The sequence below is a fragment of the Thalassospira permensis NBRC 106175 genome (genome assembly GCF_000714555.1).
GTDB classification, from domain to species: Bacteria; Pseudomonadota; Alphaproteobacteria; order Rhodospirillales; family Thalassospiraceae; genus Thalassospira; species Thalassospira xiamenensis.
The window spans coordinates 1-19,882 of record NZ_AUNC01000024.1; the positions used below are offsets into that span (position 1 = coordinate 1).

Here is a 19,882-nt window from a genome sequence, read left to right on the forward strand (position 1 = left end):
AGGGATGCACATGGCATCCCTCTTTCGTTTGTTGTTGATATTTTTGGTTGCACGACGATCAGTATTCGTAAGGCGATCCGTCCATGTTTTCCATCAGGACTTCACGTTTGCCGACATGGTTGGCCGACGAAACAATGCCGTTTTCTTCCATCTGTTCGATGATTCGGGCTGCGCGGTTATACCCGATAGACAATTTGCGCTGAATGAAGCTGGTGGATGCCTTTTTCTCGCGCAGGACAATGCCGACAGCCTGATTATACAGATCATCATCCGATCCATTCCCACCGCCGTCTGAACCGCCGCCACCGGCCATATAAGCCGCGACCGGATCTTCTTCCGGTTCTTCGGTAACGGTTTCGAGATAGGCCGGGTCGCCCTGATCGCGCAGATGGGCGACGATGCTTTCGACTTCCTCGTCCGATACGAACGGACCATGGACGCGCTGCAATCGGCCACCTTGCCCCATATACAGCATATCCCCCTGACCCAGAAGCTGTTCGGCACCCATTTCGCCAAGGATGGTCCGGGAATCGATTTTCGATGTCACGGAATAGGAAATTCGGGTCGGGAAGTTGGCCTTGATCGTACCGGTAATAACGTCCACCGACGGGCGCTGGGTTGCCATGATCAGATGCAGGCCAGCGGCACGGGCCATCTGTGCCAGTCGCTGGATCGATGCTTCAACATCCTTGCCTGCCACCAGCATCAGATCGGCCATTTCGTCGACGATGACCACAATAAACGGCAGTGGCTCCATCGGCAGTTCCTGATCTTCAAAGATCGGTTTGCCGGTTTCGGGATCAAAGCCGGTCTGAACGCGCCGCGTCAGCTGTTCGCCCTTGGCCGCTGCTTCCTTGATGCGTTTGTTATAGCCCGCGATGTTACGCACACCGACCTGGCTCATGGCGCGATAACGGTCTTCCATTTCGCGCACTGCCCATTTAAGGGCGACAACCGCCTTATGCGGGTCGGTCACAACCGGCGTCAGAAGATGCGGGATACCGTCATAAATCGACAGTTCCAGCATCTTCGGATCGATCATGATGAAACGGCATTCTTCCGGCTTCAGGCGATAAAGCAGCGACAGGATCATCGCGTTGACCCCGACCGATTTACCCGAACCGGTGGTACCGGCAATCAGCAGGTGCGGCATCTTCGACAGGTCGGCAATTACCGGTGTGCCGCCGATATCCTTACCAAGGCTCATATTCAGTTTGCCGGTATTCTTTTCGAAATCGCTCGATGCCAGAATTTCGTGCAGATGTACGGTTTCGCGGCGTGCGTTTGGCAATTCGATCCCGATGACATTGCGCCCCGGTACCACCGCAACACGGGCGGCAATCGCGCTCATGGAACGCGCGATATCATCGGCCAGACCGATCACGCGCGATGACTTGACGCCTGCTGCCGGTTCAAGTTCATAAAGGGTAACAACCGGACCGGGGCGAACCTGAACGATTTCGCCCTTGACGCCGAAGTCCTGAAGAACGGTTTCCAGAAGGCGGGCGTTTTGCGCCAATGCTTCCTGATCAATCTGGGTTGCGTCCGCCGGGTCGGGTTCATGCAAAAGGCTAAGCGGCGGGAATCGGTAATCGTCTGATCCAAGATCAAACGACGCCTGACGCTGGGCCGATGCTTTTTCGCCGGGCTGCAATTTTGCCGCCGGGGCCGCGACAATATGAACCGGCGGCGCATGATCGGCGTCGTTGTAATCGTCTTCTTCGATATCATCGTCCTTGTTATGTGACGATGTTGCCGCTTGCAGACGGGTACTGATCGCAGCACCAAGGCCGGTTTTGCCTTTTTCCAGCGACGGTTCCTGACGCATGCGGGGATTGCGGGCTGCTGTCCGTTCGCCCGGGCGGTCATCTGTTGAATTGCCAGGAATGGCGCGGCCGATTGCGGAAATGATACCGCCTGCGATACGCGACAGGATCGAGCCGACTTTCTGCCATTCAGACATGTGATAGGCCATGCAGAACATGGTCAGGAACAGACCAAGTATCATTGCAATCAGCGCAATCAGCGGACGTGCACCTGGCACGCCAATCATTTCGAACCCGTATTGAAGCTTGGGAAGCAGCAGATCACCGGCAAAACCACCAAACCCGACCGTGAGCGGCCAGTGCATACCCGGTCGGACCGCTGCCGCCGCGGTGGCGACCATCAGCAGGGCAAGCGGCAAAACCAGAAAACGTGCCCACATCCAGTTGAACGGCCGAACCGCAATCAGCCGCAGACCCCAGCCGAGGATCAAGACAGTAAGCAGCGCCGATGCCAGACCAAGCGTGCGCAACAACAGATCGGCGGTATAAGCCCCGAATGTTCCAAGCGGGTTGAAGATCACATCGCGATCAGCCGCATGGTTGAAAGACGGATCACCGGGATGAAAACCGATCAGCATCATGAAAAGGGCGATTGCTGCGCCAACCAGCGCAAGCCCGCAAAGCTGCAATCCGCTTCGTTTCAGCAGATTGACAAGACTGCCCGGCATAAAGGCGGTGCTGCGTGCGAGAAGGTTGGACTGACTGCTCATCGGGGTATCCGTTGTCGTTTCGTCGCTGTTGATCGGGCAGACTTGGTTCAGCTCAGGGCATCGGCAATACGTCGAAGCCCTTCGCGGGTGGTTTCAAGGTCATGAACAAGGGCAATGCGGATAAAGCGTTTTCCGGGATTGTTGCCATCTGCATCCGTGATCGACAGATAACTGCCCGGAATGACTTTTACCCCGGCTTCCACCCATATTTTTTTGGTTGCGGCTTCATCATCACCGACATCAAGCCACAGGAAAAAGCCCCCCGGCGGGCGATAGAAACCAAACCGGTTGCCAAAAATTTCCTGCGCGACATCAATCTTGGCGCGATAAAGATCACGGTTTTCCGATGCGTGGGCATCATCGGCCCACAGTTCGGCGGATGCGGCCATGATCGGCATCGGAATCGTCGCCGAGCAATAGCTGCGCAATGCGTTGAAGCGTTTGATAATCACGGGATCACCGGCAACGAACCCTGAACGAAGGCCCGGCGCGCTGGATCGTTTTGACAGGCTATGGAAAACAACCACATTATCCATCCGGCCGTCCTGTGCCGCACAGATTTCAAGGGCACCAACCGGGGCCTCGCGATCATAGATATCGGCGTAGCATTCATCCATCGCCAGAACGAAATCATGTTCCTGCGCCATCGCAATAATGCGCTCAAGATAGTCGCGCGATGCAACGGCCCCTTGCGGGTTCGCCGGTGAACACAGGAAAAACAGGCGGCACGCCTTAAGTGTTTCGATATCGATCTGATCAAGGTCAGGCAAGAAATCCGTTTCCGGATCTGCTGCCAGCGGCACCATTTCCGCATCATTAAGGACCGCGGCACCGCAATAGACCTGATAGAACGGATTAGGCAGAAGAACCTTGGGCTTCGGGCCGGGCTGATCCTGCGGGATGACACAGGTTGCAATCAGATAAAGCGCCTCGCGTGTTCCGGCGACCGGCAGAATATGAGAATCCCGATCAATCATGCCATCTGGCAGATTATAACGGCGGTCAAGCCATCCCTTGATCGCACTGCGCAGTTCCGGCGTGCCGTTTCCCGGCGGGTATTTATGCCAGAGGCTGGCGTATTTCACCATGGCCTCGGTGATCATCGCCGGGGGCTCGTGCTGCGGCTCGCCAATCGACATCACCAATGGCGTCTTGCCGGGTTCAAGCCCTTCTAACAGGGCAGCAAGCCGTGGAAACGGATAGGCGGGCAATTGATCAAGGCGCTGGTTAAACATCGCGTTCGGCATTCCGGTCATGAATGGATCTCGCAGATCGACAGGCGTCAAAATGCAGGTATCCGCAAAATGTGTGCAATCTCCCCTGACTTTACCCCTATGCCAAAAATACAAAGAAAGATTTAAGGGCGGTGGTATCCGTTGCGAAAAAGCCCGGAAAGTTGCGCTCTCCGGGCTTTTGGCAGAAAATTCGGGCAAAGAATTGGCAGATCAGCTGGCACGCGGATCATCCTCAGGATAAGGACCGGATGGAACCGTTTGCATGTCTTGTGCTTATCACTGTGCTTAAAAAGGTGGCATGGGCAAAATACAAAAGACCCGCCACTGGGAAATCCCAAGGCGGGTCAATCGGTCTGACAGGCTGGGTGCCATGCGAACATGGCACCCGTCAGGAAATCTGATCGCTTAGAAGCGCTGCGAACCTTTACCGAATTCCGGATAAGCTTCGAGGCCAAGCTCGACAGCATCGCTGCCCAGTGCTTCTTCTTCTTCGCTAAGGCGAATGCCAACCGTGAATTTCAGGATCAGCCATACGATTGCCGATGCAACAATGGTGAAGGCACCCATCGCAACAACACCCGTCAGCTGAACACCAAACGATGCACCGTCATTGGTGAACGGAACAGCCATGGTGCCCCAGATACCGCAGACAAGGTGAACCGAAACCGCACCGACAACGTCATCGATTTTCAGTTTGTCGAGCAGCGGAACCGCAACAACAACCAGAATACCGCCGATGGCGCCGATGATGATGGCGGAACCGATGGTCGGGGTGTCCGGCCCAGCAGTAATCGAGACCAGACCAGCCAGTGCACCGTTAAGTGCCATGGTAAGGTCGACCTTTTTGTAGAGGATCTGGGTCAGGATTGCTGCGGCAACAACGCCACCGGCAGCAGCCATCGAGGTGTTGCCGTAAATGTTGGCAATCGCGATAACGTCAGCAGCCGAACCCATTGCAAGCTGCGAACCACCGTTGAAGCCGAACCAGCCGAGCCACAGAACGAAGGTACCAAGCGTTGCCAGCGGCAGGTTCGAGCCGGGCATCGGATGAACCGAACCGTCCGCACCATATTTGCCTTTACGTGCACCAAGGATGATTGCGCCGGTCAAAGCCGCCCAGCCACCAACCGAGTGAACAATGGTCGAGCCTGCGAAATCGGCAAAGCCCATTTCTGACAGCCAGCCACCGCCCCAGGTCCAGGAACCGGTAATCGGATACATGATACCGGTCAGGACAACGACGAAAATCATGAACGGCCACAGTTTGATACGTTCGGCAACGGTACCGGAAACGATCGAAGCTGCGGTTGCAACGAACACCATCTGGAAGAACCAGTCGGAGGTCGCCGAATACCCGCCAGAGAAATCGCCACCAAGAGCTGCAGCGTCATCAGCGCTCCAGAGGCTGAGCGAACCGATCCAGCCGGAAACGTCCATATACATAAGGTTATAACCGATCAGGTAATACATGATACCTGCAACGGCGAAGAGGGCGATGTTTTTGAAAAGAATGGTCGATACGTTTTTGGTCCGCACCAGGCCGGATTCCAGCATGGCAAAGCCGGCGGCCATCCACATCACCAGCGCACCGCTAAACAGGAAGCTGAAGGTGTTGAGGATGTATTGGGTCTCGGCCGGAACGCCCGCGTCCTGAGCAAAGGCCGGTGACGTGATTGCCAGCGCAGCGGCCCCGGCAAGAGCGGCAAAGCCGGTTTTCTTCATCGGAATGTTCATAATGTCTCCCCTTGTCTCTGGACTTACAGGGCGTCGTCGCCGGTTTCGCCCGTGCGGATACGTACCGCCTGGCTCACATCAAGAACGAAAATCTTTCCGTCCCCGATTTTCCCGGTCTGAGCAGTTTTGGTGATGGCTTCGACAACCTGATCAACCAGATTATCCGTGATCGCGACTTCCAGCTTCACTTTGGGCAGGAAGCTGACCATGTATTCAGCGCCACGATAAATTTCGGTCTGGCCTTTCTGGCGGCCAAAACCTTTGACTTCAGTCACCGTCAGGCCCTGAACGCCCAGCGCACTAAGCGCTTCACGGACTTCATCGAGCTTGAATGGCTTAATGACAGCAGTAACGAGTTTCATAATATTGCGACCTCCCGGCATATCCGTTGAGTACCGACGTGGTAATCACGATTTCGCAGTCGCAACCTACAAACCAAGAATCGTGCCAGATTCGAAATCAATCTTCTAATACGTTGAATCTTATATATATTCCTCAACAAACAGGGCATCTGATCGGGTGATGCAAAACGCGGGCAGGATACTAATTGTGCATAGATTTTGGCGCTGATTAAAATTTATGCACAAATTTTAATCAACTATAGCGATCTAAAAATCCGTTTTCCGTCAAGGCGATGTCGTGGCGGCATTGCTGTCATCAGGATCGAGAATGTCCGGATTGACGCAATGTGCGGTATTTTCCTGCTCCGGCTTGTGGCCGTGGTCGTGACGCGGTAAATCAGATGCATCTTTCGACGGCTGTTTTACGTAAAAACTGTCGAAACATGGATTTTCCAGTCAGGTGTCATGCGACTTTGCCCGGCTGGCGCAGAAAGCAAAGGTGTGCACGATGGTTGCTCAGCAGGAAACGATTAAGGCCGATGTCATCATTCTTGGCGGGGGGCTGAATGGTGCGGCGATGGGGCTTGCGCTTGCGCATGGTGGCCTGCGTTCCGTTGTGATTGATTACGCTGACCCCAAAGCCATCCTCACTGCCAATTATGATGGACGTACTTGCGCCATAGCTGCGGCTTCCCGGTCCGTGCTTGATGTGATCGGTGCATGGAAATATATGGCGGACGAAGCCGAACCGATCCTTGATATCAGGATTGCAGACGGCGTAAGCCCGCTGTTCCTTCATTATGATCATAAAGATGTCGGAAACCAGCCTCTGGGTTACATCGTCGAGAATCTGATCACACGTGGCGCGCTTTATCGGGCTATTGCCGAAACCGATCTGGTCGAAATGATCGCACCGGCACGTGTTGAAACCATTGCACGTGATCAGGGCGGCATGACGGTTACATTGGCAGATGGCCGGTCTATCCGCGGCGCGTTGGCCATTGGCGCCGAAGGGCGCAATTCGATGCTGCGGAATTGGGCGGGCATCAAGACCTACCAATGGAGCTACAGGCAAAGTGCGGTGGTCTGTACGGTCAAGCACAAGGTGCCCCATAACGGTCTTGCCGTGGAGCATTTCCTGCCCGCCGGACCATTTGCCATTTTGCCGATGACCGATGATCGTTGTTCGATCGTATGGACGGAAACAACCGATCTCGCCAATTATCTTGTCAATCTGGACGAGGAGACGTTTGTCGACGAATTGCATCGGCGGTTTGACGGCTACCTTGGTGATCTTGAAGTCATCGGTCCGCGTTTTTGTTATCCGCTCGGTTTGCAGCATGCCTATCGCTACACCGATCCGCGCATCGCCCTGATCGGGGATGCGGCCCATGGCATGCACCCGATTGCCGGGCAGGGGCTTAATATGGGGATACGCGATGTCGCGGCCCTTGCCGAGATTCTTGTCGAAGCCCGCCGCCTTGGTCGCGATATCGGTGGTTCTGATGTTTTGGCTGAATACGAGCAATGGCGCCGGTTTGATAATACCGTGATGCTGGCGGTGACCGATGTGACCAATCGGCTGTTTTCCAATGATGTTGCACCGGTGCGTTGGGCGCGCGATATCGGGCTTGCCGTTGTGCAGAAAATCCCGCCGCTCAAAAAGACTTTCATGTCCCATGCCATGGGGTATGCGGGGACTCTGCCGCGCCTGATGCAGGGTAAACCGCTTTAATCTTCCCCCATCCAGATGGGGATTGATGCAAAAGGCGATCTTTGATTTCTAAAGATCGCCTTTTGGTTTGGTTATCTGCGCGCAGTTAAAAACAATTCAAAATTGTGTCGCTTTTTGTCGTGCCGTGTTGATTTGAGTCAAGCATTTCGCATTTGCGAAGATGCAGTGTCCCCATGACGTATTTTTGAATGCAGGGGATAAACATGACACTTACCCGGAAATTGATGACCACAGTGGCCAGCTGCGCTGTTGTTGGCACGATGATGATTGCCGCAACTGGCGCACAGGCGCAGGAAGCGGCATTTAAAACGAAACAGGCAGGCGATATTGTGATTCGCGGTCGTGTTGTCGGGGTTGTTCCGGACGAAGACATCACCAGCGGCACGCTTGCGGGTGAAGGCAAGGTTGATGACGATGTTATTCCTGAAGTGGATTTTTCCTACTTCATTACCGATAACATTGCGCTGGAATTGATCGCTGGTACCTCCAAGCATGATGTGACTTGGAATACCGGCTCCAGCAATCTGGACCTTGGCAGTGTGCGTCTGCTGCCACCGACTTTGACCGCACAATATCACTTCATGGCTGATCAGCGTTTCAGCCCGTATATTGGTGCCGGCATCAATTACACGTTCTTCTATGACAGCAAACCGGGTCAGTTCAATTCCGTCAAATATGACGATGGCTTTGGCTATGCCTTCCAGGCCGGTTTTGACTATGCGATCTCCGGTCCGTGGTCGCTGAACGTTGATGTTAAAAAGATTTATCTGAATACCGACGTGTCGGTAAATGGTGGTGCCACCAAAGCGGATGCCGATCTTGATCCGTGGCTGTTCGGTGTCGGTGTTGGTTACCGCTTCTGATCACTGCCGACGGCAAACTTTCCGGTTTGTTGTCTGATCCCAGGAACGGTCCTGACTTTGTTGTCAGGGCCGTTTTTGGTTATGGGGCCGGATGGAATGGGCGGCTCATAGAAAACAGGGATGCCTGATGCCTTAACGACGCACAGGATCGCGTGACAGGCCGCGCGTTTCAAGGGCGCGAAGGTAATCAGCCCAGAGCTGATCCTGATTGGCATGCAGGTCACGCAGATACTGCCAGCTGTACAATCCGCTATCATGCAGATCATCAAATGTAAGGCGCACTGCATAGTTCCCGACCGGGACGATGTCGATAATGCCGACATGACGGCGGCCGGGGATGATTTTTTTCTCGGACGGATGGTGTCCCTGAACCTCGGCAGACGGGCTTTCGACCCGCAGAAGTTCGGCACTGAATTTTGACGTCAGCCCATCATCCCAGATGATTTCCAGAATGTGCTCATCACGCAGATAGTTGATTTCAACCGGACTGAAACGCGGGGTAAAGCTGTCTTCCGACATGAAAGCCGTCACAATCAGTCTGCGATGACACGGGCTTCGTCGGGCAGCATGATCGGAATGCCGTCGCGGATCGGATAGGCAAGGCCCGCCTTGACGCTGATCAGCTCATTCTGTTCGCGATTATATTCCAGCGTTTCCTTCGTGACCGGGCAAACGAGGATTTCAAGCAATTTCGGGTCTACCGGGCTATGTGTCGCGGTCATTGTCTGGCCTTCATATCACTTTAATTGGTGGCTGTTTGCGGGGCCCGTGGATGGGCCGCCATTTCCAGCAAGGTTGTCAGCATATCGCCGCGATCATACAGGCTTGCGCATTCGAGCAAAGCCTGTTTTTCAAGCGGGCTGAGGCGGCAGCCCATTGCAATGGCCGTCACCAGCATTTCATCATCCGTATCGCTCAGCGTATCCCAGCAGGATCGCAATGAATGCTGGGCAAAATAGCCTTCCAATGCTTGACGGAGCCGGTCGCGATTGACGGGCTGCAAATCCGGCGATGGCAACAGCAGGTCATCCTTCCATGGGGCGAAATCACCAAGCACTGCACGATATCCGCCACTTTGCATCGGCAGTTCTTCGATGATGTTGAATCGGCAGACACCCGTTAGCGTGATCAGGAAACGGCCATCATCCGTTTCACTGAACGCCGTGATGCGACCCGCACAGCCGGTCTGGAACACCGGCGGATTGTCGGGGTCCATGTGATAGGTGTTTCGCCCGTCCGGGCGTGGCTGAACCATGCCGATCATGCGGTCCTGTCCCAGGGCATCCGCGATCATGTTCAGATAGCGGGGCTCGAAGATATTGAGCGGCAGATGGCCACGCGGCAGCAAAAGCGCACCACTTAGCGGAAAAACCGGCATCGTATCTGGAAGATCCGAAAAACTGGGATCAAAAGGACCGCATATGCTCATGAAAACAAAACCGTCGAAAGTGCGCGGCGCCCCGCAACGCTGGCCGGGTCCATTGGGCCCCAGGCCTCGAAAAATTTAATCAGTTGGGTGCGACCGGCATCGTCGTTCCAGCTGCGATCCTTGCGAATGATCGCAATCATGGCGTTGACGGCTTCTTCGCGCTTGTTGGTGGCAAAGCAGGCCATGCCCAAATCAAACTGTGCCTGCAGGTCTTCCGGATTGGCGGCCACTTTGGCACGCGCAACATCAAGGTCTTCCTTGCTGTAGCCCGTTTCCGCCAGTTCAAGTGCACTGATCGCGGATGCAATCGGCGCTTTAAGGCGGTCTGCTTCGGCCATGTTATCTACAAAATGGCGGGTTTCTTCAATCTCACCCATGGCAACCATGCAGCGGATCATGCCGCCGATTGCTGTTTCGTTTTGCGGTTCACGTTCAAGGACGCCAACATAAAGGCCATGGGCTGTTTCATGGTCGTCATCTGCAAGTGCGCCTGCCGCCTGATCCAGAATTGCGGCAATCGGGCTTTCAATCGGGCCGCCTGCAAGGCGCTCGTAGAAGGCGCGGACTTCGCTTTCGGGCTGTGCGCCCTGAAAACCATCTACCGGTCGGCCACCCTTAAAGGCATAGACCGTTGGAACGGACTGGATGCGCAATTGCATCGCCAGTTCCTGATTCTCGTCGATATTGACCTTGACCAGCTTTACGCGCCCACCAGCTTCGCGTGTGACCTTTTCGATGGTCGGGGTCAGGCTTTTGCATGGACCGCACCAAGGGGCCCAGAAATCGACGACAACAGGCACTTCCATCGAGGGTTCGATGACGTCCTGGACAAATGTTTCTACGCTGCTGTCCTTGATCAGGTCTTTGTCCTGTCCGGCGGTCGGGGTGGCGTTCGCAGCGGTGGCGTCAAGAATGATGGACATTATTGCTTTACTCTCTAATTCTGGATTCTAGATGATGCCGCAACCGCTGTTCGACAAGGGGTCCAACCATAACATTAGGTAAGTCTTATAGCTTAATGTTTCGCGGTAAAAGGCTTTGTGAGCATTTGTTCGGAATCAGAACGAACCAATTTCCTCGTCAAAATCGACAATTCTGATTTCATAGCCAAGACTGGTGACAAATCGAAGCAGATCATCCGATTGAATTGTCGTGGTTCTGTCATTCCGCAAGGGGTGGAAGTTAAGAATGTCGCCTTTGGCCAGCTTTGAATCGAGGGCGAAGTTGACCTTGCGCGAATGATCGTTGATCAGGGCAAACGGTGTGACGGATCCGGGAACCACGCCAAGCGTTTCAAGCAGCAGCTCCGGTTTGCCAAAAGAAAGGCGCGCGCAGCCCAGTGTCTTGTGCAGATGGTTCATGCGGATTTCGGTATTTTCCTCGGCCACGACAAGCCACAGGGCATCTTTCTTGTCTTTGACAAAAAGGTTCTTGGAATGAAGGCCTGGCAAATCCCCGCGCAGCTTTTGCGAATCCTCGACCGTGAATAACGGCACATGCGCGTGAGTGCTGGTTTTGATCCCAAGATTTTCGAGATAATCGAAAAGTGCGGTTGATGGATCACTCATCCTGTTTTCCTTCTGGCTGGGTCGCGCGAAGATCGTCAGATTGCAATTAGGACGCAAATTGCAGCATGTTGGCGTGATTTCCCTGTTTTAAGGGTAAAAAGTCAAGGAAAACCGCCATTCTGGATGTGGCGGCGATTTGATGGAAAAAAGGGTTGCAATCGCGTTTTGTTGGGCTATTATCCGCGCCGCTCCACAGGGGCAGGAAATACTGATGAATGCGGGCGTAGCTCAGGGGTAGAGCATAACCTTGCCAAGGTTAGGGTCGAGAGTTCGAATCTCTTCGCCCGCTCCATCAGGTGGTTTCCTTGATCATGCTTTCATGATGATGCGGGCGTAGCTCAGGGGTAGAGCATAACCTTGCCAAGGTTAGGGTCGAGAGTTCGAATCTCTTCGCCCGCTCCATGATGAAAGTTTAAAAACGGCTGTCCTTCGGGGCGGCCTTTTTTTGTTTTGGTCTTGCGGTTCCCAATAAGATGTCGTTTTTTGGAAAAATGCACGACAATCAGGACAACGATTACCCCCAAAACATTATCTGGACCGTCGGTTATGCCGGGCATGACCGCGACAGTTTGCTTGCCCTTCTGAAGGGGCAGGATATTACGGCGGTGGCCGACATCCGGACTTTTCGCGGATCGAATTACTGGAAGGCGTTTGACGCCGATACCTTTGCCCCGTTCCTGCGCGAGAACGGCATTGCTTACGTTTTCATGGGCGATCTGCTGGGTGGAAAGCCACAAGACCCGACACTTTATCCGAACGGTCGACTGGACTATGACCTGATGGCAGCACGCCCGGAATTCAGGGCCGGAATTGATCGTTTGATATCAGGTGCGGGCAAATACCGAATCTGTCTGATGTGTGCGGAAAAAGATCCGCTGGATTGCCATCGCACATTGCTGATCGCGCCGGCACTCAAGGCCGCCGGATTTGATTTGCGGCACCTGGTTTCCGACGGGCGTGTCGAAACCCAGGCCGAAACGGAAAAGCGCATGATTGCGATCAATGGCGGTGATACAGCCGATTTGTTCGCTGCCAGCGCACCGGACCCCGATGCCGATCTGGTTCTTGCCCTTAAGAAGCAAATTGTCAAAGCGGCTCCGCTTGCAGATGATGCAATAAAATCCAGAAAACGGCAAAATAATTTCTAATATTTCATGTCTTAAAACGCGTTATCGCCATTTTTTGAAAATGGTCATTTTGTATAATTCAAGTTTATATTTCATTCTATTTTACGAATGTTGCTGTACGCGGGAATATATATTTAAATCTGCAGTTGATGTTGTCAGTTGCAGGAGGGCGTTATGGCACTCGTTACCGGAACAGAAGGCAATGATAGCCTTGTCGGATCAAGTGATAATGACACGATTTATGGGCTCGCGGGCGATGACCAGCTTTATGGATCAGGCAGGGATGACGAACTGATAGGCGGACCGGGCGCAGATTTGCTTGACGGTGGACCCGGCGGACGTGATAGCGCCAACTACGATACCGATACCGCAACACAAGGCGTGATTGTTGATCTGCAAGCCGGAACCGGTCACGGGGGCGAGGCACAAGGCGACCGGCTTGTTGGCATCGAAGTGGTCGAAGGAAGTCCGTTTGACGATACCGTAATCGGCGATGACGCAAGCAATGTGCTTTGGGGGCGCGGTGGCAGCGATTTGCTGCTGGGCGGTGACGGCGACGATTTTCTGTACGGCGATTATCTTGGCAATGATCCGGGCAACGACACCCTGCTGGGCGGAAGCGGGAACGATACCCTCACAGGGCGCGACGGCGAGGATACCCTTCTGGGTGGCGACGGGGATGATATGTTAAGCCCCGGTGCCGATGCGGACTATGTCGATGGCGGCGCTGGAAGCGACACACTGCGCTACAATGGTGATGCCGGTGTTTCGATCAACCTTGAAACCGGTGTTTTTCAGGGCGGCGAAGCCGAAGGCGACGTTGTCCATGATATCGAAAATCTATACGGCACAATCCATGATGACCTGTTGATCGGCGATGCCGGTCGGAATGTTCTGCAGGGACATTTTGGCGATGATGTTCTGCGCGGTGGCGACGGGCATGATGTGCTGCATGGTGGCAATGGGCATGACATCATCGAGGGTGGTGACGGCAACGATTTCCTGCGCGGCAACAGTGACAGATATCCGCAGGATGATGGCCCGGACACGTTTTTGTGGCGGGTGTTTGAAGGCGGTGCCGAACGCGACCGTATTGCCGATTTTGAAACAGGTTCCAACGGTGACAGGCTTCAGCTCGGAACCGAGTTTCAGGAAAAAAGCGGCATCCATGACTTCGCTGATTTTCTAGAGCATGCAGAGGAAACGGACGCCGGATTGTATGTCGATTTTAGTGATGGTCGGCATTACGATTATGGTGTCCTGATTGAAAATACCGATCTTGCCGATTTCACCGAGGACAATATCGTGTTCGAGGACAGCATGATCGGTTAAAGGCAAATTGCTTTAGCCCATGATGTTATAACCACCATCGATATGGATGACATCGCCCGTGATCCCGCGTGACCGGTCGCTGGCAAGAAACGCCGCCAGTTCCCCGATCTCGTCGATGGTAACCAGCCTGCGTCCCGGTGCCCGGCTTTGGGCGGTGGTCATAAGGTGATCAAACTCGGCAATGCCCGATGCCGCCCGTGTCAGAAGGGGGCCGGGTGAAATCGCATGGACCTGAATGTTTTTCGGGCCAAGCTCGGCCGCCATGTATCGGGTTGCACTTTCAAGCGCGGCCTTGACCGGACCCATCACGCCATAATGGTCAATAACCCGCTCCGACCCCATATAGGTGACGGTCAAAAGTGCGCCACCGTCGATCATCAACGGCTCTGCACGCTTTGCCAGTCGCTGGAATGAATGGCACGAAATATCCATCGCGGTCAGAAACCCGTCGCGTGAACAGTCGATCACGCGTCCATGCAGGTCATCGCCAGGCGCAAATGCGATGGAATGCAGGACAAAATCCAGTTTTCCCCATTGATCGGAAATTGCCGCGAACAATCGATCCATCTGGTCTTCGTTCTGAACATCAAGCGGGGTGATGATCGCGGCGTTTAGTCCCTCTGCCAAGGGGCGGACATGCTTTTCGGCCTTGTCGTTCAGATAGGTGATCGCAAGCTCTGCACCCTCCCGGTTGAAAATTCGGGCACAGCCATAGGCAATCGATTTGTCGTTGGCAATTCCGACGATAAGGCCCTTCTTTCCTGCCAGCACTTGGCATCTCCTGCTTTGAGTTGTTTTGCGGATGCGAAGCGGACTCCTGATTCGCAAGCGATACAAAGCTTAGATGATTTTGCGATGCAGCAAAGTGTAAAATTCTGTGACAATCCCCAATTGGAATACAGGGCTCCGTTGATCGGAACCTATTGAGTGAACGATTTTTTTTTGTGCAGAAGCATAGTTTTTAGGCAGATGATCCGCTATGTGTAGCCATGGAAGGAAGCTGCAGTTTTCCGTCATTTCCGGGTGTGGGGAACTTCAGGTTGTCTTCCCAAATACATGTGACATCCGAGGTGTGTAGTGCCGCCCGCAAAGGTCGGCACTTCGGTTCTGGCAAACAGAGCCGATAAAAAGGGAAATTGGACATGAAAGCCCGAAGCGACGACCCGAAACGGGAAGTCATCGACAAGGTTGTCGAACAGATCCAGCAACGCTTGACCGGTAAGATGGCGAAGGATGCAGAAGCATTCGTTCGCCTTTTTTACAAGGATGTACCGCCAGACGACATGGCAGGTCGATCCGTCGACTCGCTTTATGGCGCGGCACTGACATTATATAAATTCGCGCAAAAGCGCCCATCGGCCAATGCCGCCAAGATCCGGGTCTATAACCCCGATCTTGAAGAGCACGGCTGGAAATCCGATCACACCGTGATCGAGATGATCAATACGGATATGCCGTTCCTGGTGGATTCCGTAACGTCTGCGCTTAACGAATTCGATCTGACCGTCCATCTGGTCATCCATCCGATCATGCGTATCGCGCGTGATGATCGTGGTGAATTGCAGTCGGTCGAAGCAGTCGAGAATTCGGATGCGTCGCGTGAATCCGTGATGCATCTTGAAATTGACGAGCAGACCGACGAAGCCGTTCTGCGAAAAATCCGTGATCGTCTGGAAGACGTTCTTACCGATGTCAGTCTGTCGGTCGAGGATTGGCAGGCGATGCTGTCAAAAGTCGCCGAAGTTCTTGATGGCATCAGAACCGCGCCAACCGGTATTTCCGCAGAAGACCAGAAGGAAGCCCAGGATTTCCTCGGCTGGGTCCATAACGATCACTTCACCTTCCTTGGCTATCGTGAATATAAATTCAGCGGTACGGGCAAGAAGGCCAAAGTGGACGTTAATCCGCAAAGCCAGCTTGGGATTCTGCGCCGTGAAGGGACGCATATCTTTGATGAGCTGCGCCAGATCGGCAATCTGTCGACCGAGGTGCAGGCATTTGTCGCCCAGCCAAGTCTTCTGATGGTGACCAAGGCCAACAAGCAGTCAACCGTGCACCGTCCGGTGCATCTCGACACGATTGTCGTCAAGCAGTTCGATGATGAAGGCAAGGTTGTCGGCCAGCATCTGTTTGTCGGTCTGTTCACCTCGGTTGCCTATAACCTCAGCCCGCGCCTCATTCCGCTTCTGCGCATGAAGCTTGCCGAAACCATCAAGCGTGCCGGCTTCCCGCCTGCCAGCCACGATGCCAAGGCATTGGTCAATATCCTTGAGACCTTCCCGCGCGACGAGCTTTTCCAGATCGAACTTGATGATCTGTATCATATCTGCATGGGCATCCTGCATTTGCAGGAACGCCAGCGGATTGCCCTGTTCGTGCGCCGTGATGCCTTTGAACGCTTTGTTTCCTGTCAGGTCTTCTGCCCGCGGGACCGGTTCTCGACCAAGCTTCGCATGAAGTTCCAGTCGGTGATCGAAGCCGCCTTTGATGGCAAGGTGACGGCACATTACACATTGATCGGCGATAGCCCCCTTGCGCGGTTGCACCTTCTGGTCAAAACCACGCCGGGTGAATTGCCGGAATACAATGTTACCGACATCGAACGCCAGCTTGTTGAAACCGCGCGCGACTGGGCTGATACGCTCCGTCAGGTGCTGGTCCGTGAAATGGGCGAAGAACGCGGCTTGACCCTTTATCGTCGTTACGGCGAAAGCTTCACCGGCGATTATCGTGATCGGTTCGGTGTTGATACCGCGGCTCTTGATATCGACCGTATCGAGGACGTGATCAAATCATCGGACTTGCGGGTCAATCTGTATCGCCCGATCGAGGCCGCCGAGAACGAGCTGCGCTTCAAGATTTATAACCCCGGTGCACCGGTTCCGCTTTCTGACGTCTTGCCGATGCTTGAAAATATGGGTCTTAAGGTCATTACCGAAAACCCGTTCAAGGTCGAACCACGCGATACCGATGTGAATGTCCGCATTCACGATTTCGGGGTGCTGGTTGACGGCGAATTCCACCTGCATGATGTGCGTGACAAGTTCCAGGAACTTTTCATTCGCATGTGGCATGGCGAAGTTGAAAACGACGCCTTTAACCGTCTTGTTCTGCTGGGCGGGTTGCATTGGCGCGAAGTCGTTATTCTGCGGACCTATGCCCGTTATATGCGCCAGATGGGATCGGCCTTCTCGCAGGATTACATGGCCAAAACTCTGGCCAATAACGCCAGTCTCGCCGCTGCAATCGTCGATCTGTTTGTCGCACGTTTTGACCCGGATCGTGATCCGGGGCTGGCCGCCGAAGCCGAGGCCATCGAAGGCGACATTATCACCCGCCTTGAAGATGTGATGAACCCGGACGAGGACCGCATTCTGCGCGCCTTCCTCAACCTCGTTCAATCAACGCTTCGCACCAACTATTTCCAGTATGGCAAGGACGGCAATCCGAAACCCTATCTGTCGGTAAAATTCAATTCCGGCATGGTCGAAGATCTGCCGCTTCCGCGTCCTTGGCGCGAAATATTCGTCTATTCGCCGCGGGTCGAAGCCGTCCATTTGCGTGGTGGTCCGGTCGCGCGTGGCGGTATCCGCTGGTCGGATCGTCAGGAAGATTTCCGCACCGAAATTCTCGGTCTGGTCAAGGCACAGATGGTCAAGAACGCGGTGATCGTGCCGGTTGGCTCCAAGGGCGGCTTTGTCGTCAAACGGCCTCCGGTTGATGGCGGTCGCGAAGCGTTCCTTGAAGAAGGCATTGCCTGTTATAAAACGCTGATGTCAGGCATGCTTGATATCACCGACAATATTGTCGGTGGCGATATCATCCCGCCGGAACGTGTACGCCGTCTTGATGACGATGATCCTTATCTGGTTGTTGCGGCCGACAAGGGGACTGCGACCTTCTCCGATATCGCCAATGGTGTTGCCCGTGATTATGGCTTCTGGCTTGACGATGCCTTCGCATCGGGCGGCTCGCAGGGATATGATCACAAGAAAATGGGCATCACCGCGCGCGGTGCGTGGGAATCGGTCAAACGTCATTTCCGCGAAATCGGCAAGGACATCCAGAAAGAACCCTTCACCGTTGCCGGTGTGGGCGATATGTCCGGTGACGTGTTTGGCAACGGCATGCTGTTGTCCGAACAGATCAAACTGGTTGCCGCCTTCAACCATATGCATATTTTCGTCGATCCAAATCCGGATCTGGCGAAAAGCTTTGCCGAACGCCAGCGTCTGTTTGATATGCCGCGCTCAAGCTGGGCCGATTACGATACCAAGGTCCTGTCAAAGGGCGGTGCAATCTTTGACCGCAAGGCCAAGACGCTTGATCCCTCCGCCGAGGTTCGCAAGCTGCTTGATCTTGGCTCCGGCAAGGTAACGCCGGCCGACATGATGAAGGCCATCCTGAAAGCCGATGTCGAACTTCTGTGGTTCGGCGGGATCGGGACCTATATCAAATCGTCGGCGGAATCGAATGCCGATGCCGGGGATCGTGCCAATGATGCCATCCGCATCAATGGCAAGGATATCCGGGCAAAGGTCGTTGGCGAGGGTGCCAATCTTGGCTGCACACAGCGCGGCCGTATCGAGTATGCCCATGCTGGCGGGCGTTTGAATACTGACGCCATTGACAATGCCGCGGGTGTCAACTGCTCGGACCACGAGGTCAATATCAAGATCCTGGTGGGCGAAGTGGTTGCCGCCGGTGACATGACCGAAAAGCAGCGCAACAAACTGCTGGTCGAAATGACCGACGAGGTCGGTGATCTGGTGCTGCGTGACAACTATCTGCAAAGTCAGGCGATCTCGAACGCCTTTGCCGGGGGCGGGGATGCGCTGGATGCGCAGGTTCGCCTGATCCGGATGCTGGAACGCGAAGGTCGTCTGAACCGGGAAATCGAATATCTTCCCGATGACGAGGAACTGGCACGTCGCACGGCCGCCCATCAGGGCCTTACCCGTCCGGAAATCTCGGTTCTGATGCCTTATGCCAAGCTGTGGCTGTATGACGAGGTGCTTAAATCCGATCTGCCCGATGACCCGATCCTCGTCGAAGAACTGGTGCGGTATTTCCCGACGGCTGTCCGTAAAAAATACAGTGCGGCGATTTCCAGCCATCGTCTGAAACGTGAAATCATCGCCACCGTCGGCACCAACAGTCTGGTCAACCGCGTTGGCGGCACCTTTGTCCATGACATGATGGAGGCAACCGGGCTTTCGGCGGTGGACGTTTCGCGCGGTTATCTGATTACCCGTGCGGTGTTTGGCCTGCGCAAACTGTGGGCGGGGATCGAGGCCCTTGATAACAAGGTTGATGCCAAGGTCCAGATCGCGATGTTCTCCCACATCAACCGCATGGTCGAAGATGTGACCCTGTGGTTCCTGCGCAATTGCGAGGAATTGAATGTCGGGGCGAAGATAGAGCTGTTCCGTCCGGCAGTCGCCAAGGTGATCGAGGCCTTTGACGATATCGTCCCGGCCGATGCGGCTTTCCGCACGACCCTGGATCAGAAATCGCAATCCCTGATCGATCAGGGCGTGCCCGAAGATCTGGCGCGCCGTGTGGCGGCAATGCAGCAGATGGTCGCGGTTTGCGATATCGTCCGCATTGCCGAGGCAACCGGGCGTGATGTCATCGATGTCGGGGCAACCTATTTTGCCATCGGGGCACGCTTCCAGCTTGGCCTGCTGCGTGCAGCAGCCGAGTCCATCGAAGCCGAAACCCATTGGCAGAAACTGGCGCGTGCCGCCGCGATTGATGATCTGTTCGGTCATCAGCGCGAACTGACGCGTGTGGTGCTGTCTTCTGGCACGAACGGCACGGTTGGTGGTGATCTGGTCAGGAAATGGGTCGATGATCATCAGCGCGGTTGTGCACGGTGTGATCAGCTGATCGATGAATTGCGTGCCGCAGGGCAGATCGACCTGTCGATGATCACGGTTGCCAACCGTCAGATCAGGGCCATGGTCGGCGGCTGATCCG

The 19,882-nt window shown here is 54.5% G+C and carries 15 protein-coding genes and 2 tRNA genes; 7 read left to right on the top strand and 10 right to left on the bottom strand.

Translation table 11 applies throughout. The features are described 5' to 3' along the window. Positions 1-58: 58 nt before the first annotated feature. The 4 genes from SMB34_RS13330 to SMB34_RS13350 form a co-directional block, all read right to left on the bottom strand. The gene (locus SMB34_RS13330) at positions 59-2,536 is read right to left on the bottom strand and encodes a DNA translocase FtsK (RefSeq protein ID WP_037990739.1); all 2,478 of its coding nucleotides are present in this window, start codon (positions 2,534-2,536) and stop codon (positions 59-61) included. Positions 2,537-2,583: 47 nt separating this feature from the next. After that, a complete protein-coding gene (locus SMB34_RS13335) occupies positions 2,584-3,792 on the bottom strand; it encodes an aminotransferase class I/II-fold pyridoxal phosphate-dependent enzyme (RefSeq protein ID WP_037990741.1) in 1,209 nt (402 codons plus the stop codon). Positions 3,793-4,176: 384 nt separating this feature from the next. Then, positions 4,177-5,505 carry an ammonium transporter family protein gene (locus tag SMB34_RS13345; RefSeq protein WP_051682296.1) on the bottom strand — a complete coding sequence of 443 codons (1,329 nt, stop codon included), beginning with the start codon at positions 5,503-5,505 and terminating at the stop codon, positions 4,177-4,179. A 23-nt stretch (positions 5,506-5,528) separates the two neighbouring features. Then, on the bottom strand, positions 5,529-5,867 hold the full coding sequence (locus tag SMB34_RS13350; protein ID WP_007088725.1) for a P-II family nitrogen regulator: 339 nt from the start codon (positions 5,865-5,867) through the stop codon (positions 5,529-5,531). A 487-nt stretch (positions 5,868-6,354) separates the two neighbouring features. Here SMB34_RS13350 and SMB34_RS13355 point away from each other — a divergent pair, with 487 nt between their 5' ends. Beyond that, the gene (locus SMB34_RS13355; RefSeq protein ID WP_037990749.1) at positions 6,355-7,581 is read left to right on the top strand and encodes a UbiH/UbiF/VisC/COQ6 family ubiquinone biosynthesis hydroxylase; all 1,227 of its coding nucleotides are present in this window, start codon (positions 6,355-6,357) and stop codon (positions 7,579-7,581) included. Between the two features lie 203 nt (positions 7,582-7,784). Then, positions 7,785-8,444 (top strand): OmpW/AlkL family protein, encoded by a 660-nt coding sequence (locus SMB34_RS13360; RefSeq protein ID WP_007088727.1) that lies wholly within the window; start codon positions 7,785-7,787, stop codon positions 8,442-8,444. Positions 8,445-8,576: 132 nt separating this feature from the next. Here the strand turns inward: SMB34_RS13360 and SMB34_RS13365 are convergent, their stop codons facing one another. The 5 genes from SMB34_RS13365 to SMB34_RS13385 all read right to left on the bottom strand — a co-directional run bounded on the left by SMB34_RS13365 (position 8,577) and on the right by SMB34_RS13385 (position 11,441). Then, positions 8,577-8,963 carry a gamma-butyrobetaine hydroxylase family protein gene (locus tag SMB34_RS13365; protein ID WP_007088728.1) on the bottom strand — a complete coding sequence of 129 codons (387 nt, stop codon included), beginning with the start codon at positions 8,961-8,963 and terminating at the stop codon, positions 8,577-8,579. A gap of 14 nt (positions 8,964-8,977) precedes the next feature. Continuing rightward, positions 8,978-9,166 carry a Trm112 family protein gene (locus SMB34_RS13370; RefSeq protein ID WP_037990751.1) on the bottom strand — a complete coding sequence of 63 codons (189 nt, stop codon included), beginning with the start codon at positions 9,164-9,166 and terminating at the stop codon, positions 8,978-8,980. A gap of 20 nt (positions 9,167-9,186) precedes the next feature. After that, positions 9,187-9,873 carry an LON peptidase substrate-binding domain-containing protein gene (locus SMB34_RS13375; protein WP_037990752.1) on the bottom strand — a complete coding sequence of 229 codons (687 nt, stop codon included), beginning with the start codon at positions 9,871-9,873 and terminating at the stop codon, positions 9,187-9,189. Beyond that, positions 9,870-10,796 (bottom strand): thioredoxin, encoded by a 927-nt coding sequence (gene trxA / locus SMB34_RS13380; RefSeq protein ID WP_065701864.1) that lies wholly within the window; start codon positions 10,794-10,796, stop codon positions 9,870-9,872. The genes SMB34_RS13375 and trxA overlap by 4 nt, the downstream gene beginning before the upstream one ends. Positions 10,797-10,931: 135 nt before the next feature. Beyond that, on the bottom strand, positions 10,932-11,441 hold the full coding sequence (locus SMB34_RS13385; protein ID WP_037990753.1) for a prolyl-tRNA synthetase associated domain-containing protein: 510 nt from the start codon (positions 11,439-11,441) through the stop codon (positions 10,932-10,934). A gap of 217 nt (positions 11,442-11,658) precedes the next feature. Between SMB34_RS13385 and SMB34_RS13390 the strand changes: the two genes are divergently transcribed. The 4 genes from SMB34_RS13390 to SMB34_RS13405 all read left to right on the top strand — a co-directional run bounded on the left by SMB34_RS13390 (position 11,659) and on the right by SMB34_RS13405 (position 13,900). After that, positions 11,659-11,733, top strand: a tRNA-Gly gene (locus SMB34_RS13390). 35 nt (positions 11,734-11,768) lie between these two features. Further along, a tRNA-Gly gene (locus SMB34_RS13395) sits at positions 11,769-11,843 on the top strand. A gap of 71 nt (positions 11,844-11,914) precedes the next feature. Next, positions 11,915-12,589 carry a DUF488 domain-containing protein gene (locus SMB34_RS13400; protein ID WP_051682297.1) on the top strand — a complete coding sequence of 225 codons (675 nt, stop codon included), beginning with the start codon at positions 11,915-11,917 and terminating at the stop codon, positions 12,587-12,589. 153 nt (positions 12,590-12,742) lie between these two features. Then, on the top strand, positions 12,743-13,900 hold the full coding sequence (locus SMB34_RS13405) for a calcium-binding protein (protein WP_051682298.1): 1,158 nt from the start codon (positions 12,743-12,745) through the stop codon (positions 13,898-13,900). A 12-nt stretch (positions 13,901-13,912) separates the two neighbouring features. Here SMB34_RS13405 and fabI read toward each other — a convergent pair whose 3' ends face one another. After that, positions 13,913-14,671, bottom strand: coding sequence for an enoyl-ACP reductase FabI (gene fabI / locus SMB34_RS13410; RefSeq protein ID WP_007088735.1), 759 nt, complete (start codon positions 14,669-14,671; stop codon positions 13,913-13,915). Between the two features lie 371 nt (positions 14,672-15,042). Between fabI and SMB34_RS13415 the strand changes: the two genes are divergently transcribed. After that, positions 15,043-19,878 carry an NAD-glutamate dehydrogenase gene (locus tag SMB34_RS13415; protein ID WP_037990755.1) on the top strand — a complete coding sequence of 1,612 codons (4,836 nt, stop codon included), beginning with the start codon at positions 15,043-15,045 and terminating at the stop codon, positions 19,876-19,878. The last annotated feature ends 4 nt before the right edge of the window (positions 19,879-19,882 follow it).

Coding starts and splice junctions, on each gene's coding strand:
- SMB34_RS13330 (WP_037990739.1), bottom strand. CDS start 2,536: ATGAGCAGTCAGTCCAACCTTCTCGCACGCAGCACCGCCTTTATGCCG.
- SMB34_RS13335 (WP_037990741.1), bottom strand. CDS start 3,792: ATGACCGGAATGCCGAACGCGATGTTTAACCAGCGCCTTGATCAATTG.
- SMB34_RS13345 (WP_051682296.1), bottom strand. CDS start 5,505: ATGAACATTCCGATGAAGAAAACCGGCTTTGCCGCTCTTGCCGGGGCC.
- SMB34_RS13350 (WP_007088725.1), bottom strand. CDS start 5,867: ATGAAACTCGTTACTGCTGTCATTAAGCCATTCAAGCTCGATGAAGTC.
- SMB34_RS13355 (WP_037990749.1), top strand. CDS start 6,355: ATGGTTGCTCAGCAGGAAACGATTAAGGCCGATGTCATCATTCTTGGC.
- SMB34_RS13360 (WP_007088727.1), top strand. CDS start 7,785: ATGACACTTACCCGGAAATTGATGACCACAGTGGCCAGCTGCGCTGTT.
- SMB34_RS13365 (WP_007088728.1), bottom strand. CDS start 8,963: ATGTCGGAAGACAGCTTTACCCCGCGTTTCAGTCCGGTTGAAATCAAC.
- SMB34_RS13370 (WP_037990751.1), bottom strand. CDS start 9,166: ATGACCGCGACACATAGCCCGGTAGACCCGAAATTGCTTGAAATCCTC.
- SMB34_RS13375 (WP_037990752.1), bottom strand. CDS start 9,873: ATGAGCATATGCGGTCCTTTTGATCCCAGTTTTTCGGATCTTCCAGAT.
- trxA (WP_065701864.1), bottom strand. CDS start 10,796: ATGTCCATCATTCTTGACGCCACCGCTGCGAACGCCACCCCGACCGCC.
- SMB34_RS13385 (WP_037990753.1), bottom strand. CDS start 11,441: ATGAGTGATCCATCAACCGCACTTTTCGATTATCTCGAAAATCTTGGG.
- SMB34_RS13400 (WP_051682297.1), top strand. CDS start 11,915: ATGTCGTTTTTTGGAAAAATGCACGACAATCAGGACAACGATTACCCC.
- SMB34_RS13405 (WP_051682298.1), top strand. CDS start 12,743: ATGGCACTCGTTACCGGAACAGAAGGCAATGATAGCCTTGTCGGATCA.
- SMB34_RS13415 (WP_037990755.1), top strand. CDS start 15,043: ATGAAAGCCCGAAGCGACGACCCGAAACGGGAAGTCATCGACAAGGTT.